This is a genomic window from Protofrankia sp. Cr1, from assembly GCF_963555865.1.
Lineage (GTDB): Bacteria > Actinomycetota > Actinomycetes > Frankiales > Frankiaceae > Protofrankia.
Window position 1 is genome coordinate 1 of sequence record NZ_CAUVXO010000354.1, and the last position, 2,327, is coordinate 2,327.

General features: G+C 66.9%; 2 protein-coding genes. Both read right to left on the bottom strand.

What is annotated here, in order from left to right:
• Positions 1-187: 187 nt before the first annotated feature.
• A complete protein-coding gene (locus U9980_RS21095; protein WP_322769508.1) occupies positions 188-1,219 on the bottom strand; it encodes an alpha/beta hydrolase family esterase in 1,032 nt (343 codons plus the stop codon).
• Positions 1,220-1,226: 7 nt separating this feature from the next.
• Positions 1,227-2,327 (bottom strand): acyltransferase (locus tag U9980_RS21100; protein ID WP_322769509.1); only part of this gene is annotated, 1,101 nt, incomplete at its 5' end.

A 2,327-nucleotide genomic window follows, 5' to 3' on the forward strand; every position in this document is an offset into this window, starting at 1 on the left:
GAGCGTCACCGCAATCGTATCCACTTCTCCGAACCCAGTGAACATCTGGCCGGCCGTATTCTGATCGGAATCTTTGTTTCTCATCTCGACACGTAGAGCCGAAAATCGTGTGATCACGAACGGTTCGTATCCCACAGTCCACAGGGTGTGCGGCCTGAGCATGCGCCGATGGCCGGTCGCGGCGCGGTCACGCTGGTCCGGTGGCGGAGCGAGCGACCGTGGCGGCGAGTGGGTTTGGCGGGGCCGGCACGTCCGGCAGACCGGCGAAGAAGCTCCAGATGACGGTGGCGGCACTGGCTGCGGCCGGTACGCGTGGTGGTGCCGGCCAGGAGTGTGGCACGTCGTGGTAGGTGACGGCGGCGACAGCGGCACGGTCCCGGCATTCGCGCCAGATCATGATCTCAGCCGGACCCACCCGGCGGGTGGTCGCAGGCCGTGCGGGACAGCCGTCCCGCTCACGCCAGAGTGCGACCGCGGCGGCCATCGACATCAGCGGTGGTCGTGCCAGGAGAGCTCCGTCATAGGGCAGCACCTGGTCGGCGGTACCGGCGGCAAGCAGTACCGACACCGCACGTCCTCGCGCACACGGTACCAGCGGTACGGCCCCGTATGTCGCGACTCCGGCGAAGGCGGACGGGTCCTCGCAGGCCATCCGAAGCGCGAGCTTTCCGCCGTTGCTGTAGCCGACGAGGTAGACCCGATGTGCGTCGGCCGGCTCCCCGTGCAGCACCGCGGCGACGACACCGCGCACAAAGGCGGGGTCGTCCGGTCGTGACCGGCCCGCCGTGCCACAACAGTCGGCGCCGGCGTTCCAGGACCGGTCGAGACCTGCGGGTACGGCAAGAATCGCGTGGCCGTCGGCCACGAGCGGACTCAGGCCGCTGAGCGCCACCATCGCGGTCGGTGTCAGGCCGCGACCGTGCAGAAGTACCACCAGCGGCAGCCGCTGCGTGGATCCAACCGGTCGCAGCAACAGATAGACGCGTCGCAGCCCACCCATCGTGATCGTCCGCGTGCTCTGGCTGATCAGCGGCTGGGCTGTGATCGTGGCCTTGCTGGTTGCATCCTGCGGTGGGGTAGACGGTTGGCTGGGTGTGACCGATGCGGCTGCCACGGCTGATTGTTTTCGATCTACGTGGACGATAGGTTCTGCCATGGTGACGATGAGTATTATCGCCGCCGTGGCGGCCAGTAGAAGATTCCCCCGTCGATAGGTCATGCGCAGGTCAGCCTGTCGTCCGTTGTCGGGGCCGACCGGACACCACCAGGCTCAGCGGCGTGGGTCGGCAGAGCGCGACCAGCGCCGTCGACAGCACCAGGGTCGTAGACATCGCCAGCAGGGTTGACCACGGTGGGGGCAGGGCGTGGGGAAGGACGGTCAGCACACCTACCAGGATCGCCGGATGCACGAGGTAGATGCCGAAGGACAGCTCCGAACCCTTGCGTATGAGTGAGTCCAGCCGGCCTGGACGTCGTCTGCGCTGCCACACCGAGCCCAGGGCGAACAGGGCCACGATGCTCGCTGATCCCCATGGCACCATGATGGGCTGAAAGACCGACGCGGCGTCGAACGGCGGCTGTCCGTGATGTCGTGCGATCATGTACCAGAGTTCTGCGGCACCGGCGGCGAGTACCGCGCTCAGTACCGAGAGCCCGATGTGTCGACTCACCCAGCCGCGGAAGCGATCGCCGTGGACCGCGGCGAGCGCACCGGCCACGAGCCAGAACTGGTACATCCCGAACAGCTCGTAACAGTGCTGCTCCAGCACGCCGGCCACCCCGGACCACGGCCGGCCGTAGTGGACTTCCGTCAGGATGGCGATCTGGAGCAATGCGCTTCCTGCCAGCAGCGACCAGTGGTGCCCGGCGGTGTGCCGCACCAGACGGGCCAGCAGCGGGAACAGCAGGTATGCCTGCAGGGTGACCAGCAGGAAGTACAGGTGATACCAGGCGTCGCCGGTGATTAAGTCATAGCCGAGAGTGCGCAAAGCGGCGGTTATCTGGCCGTCTGAGAGCTGTTGGAGGAGACCGCGGCCGGCATAGAGCACGGTCCAGACCACGTACGGCACCCCGACGAGCAGGAACCGACGCCGCCAGAACCGGCCCAGTGCGAGGGGACGGCCGTAATGGGTGTGGAAGAGCACGAAAGTGGTGAGAAAGAAGAACGCCTCACGGGTGAAGTGCAGCAGCACGAGAGCGGCGTTACCGCCGACGCTCTGGAACGGGTTCGTACCGCCCGTCGTGTGGACGCCGACCACCGCGACAAAGGTCAGCAGGCGGACCAGGTCGACGTCGTGCAGATGCGCCGGCCGCCGAGCCATGCCGGC

What these genes read in the sequence shown, in the direction of transcription:
- U9980_RS21095 (WP_322769508.1), bottom strand. Translation starts at nt 1,219, where the DNA reads ATGACCTATCGACGGGGGAATCTTCTACTGGCCGCCACGGCGGCGATA.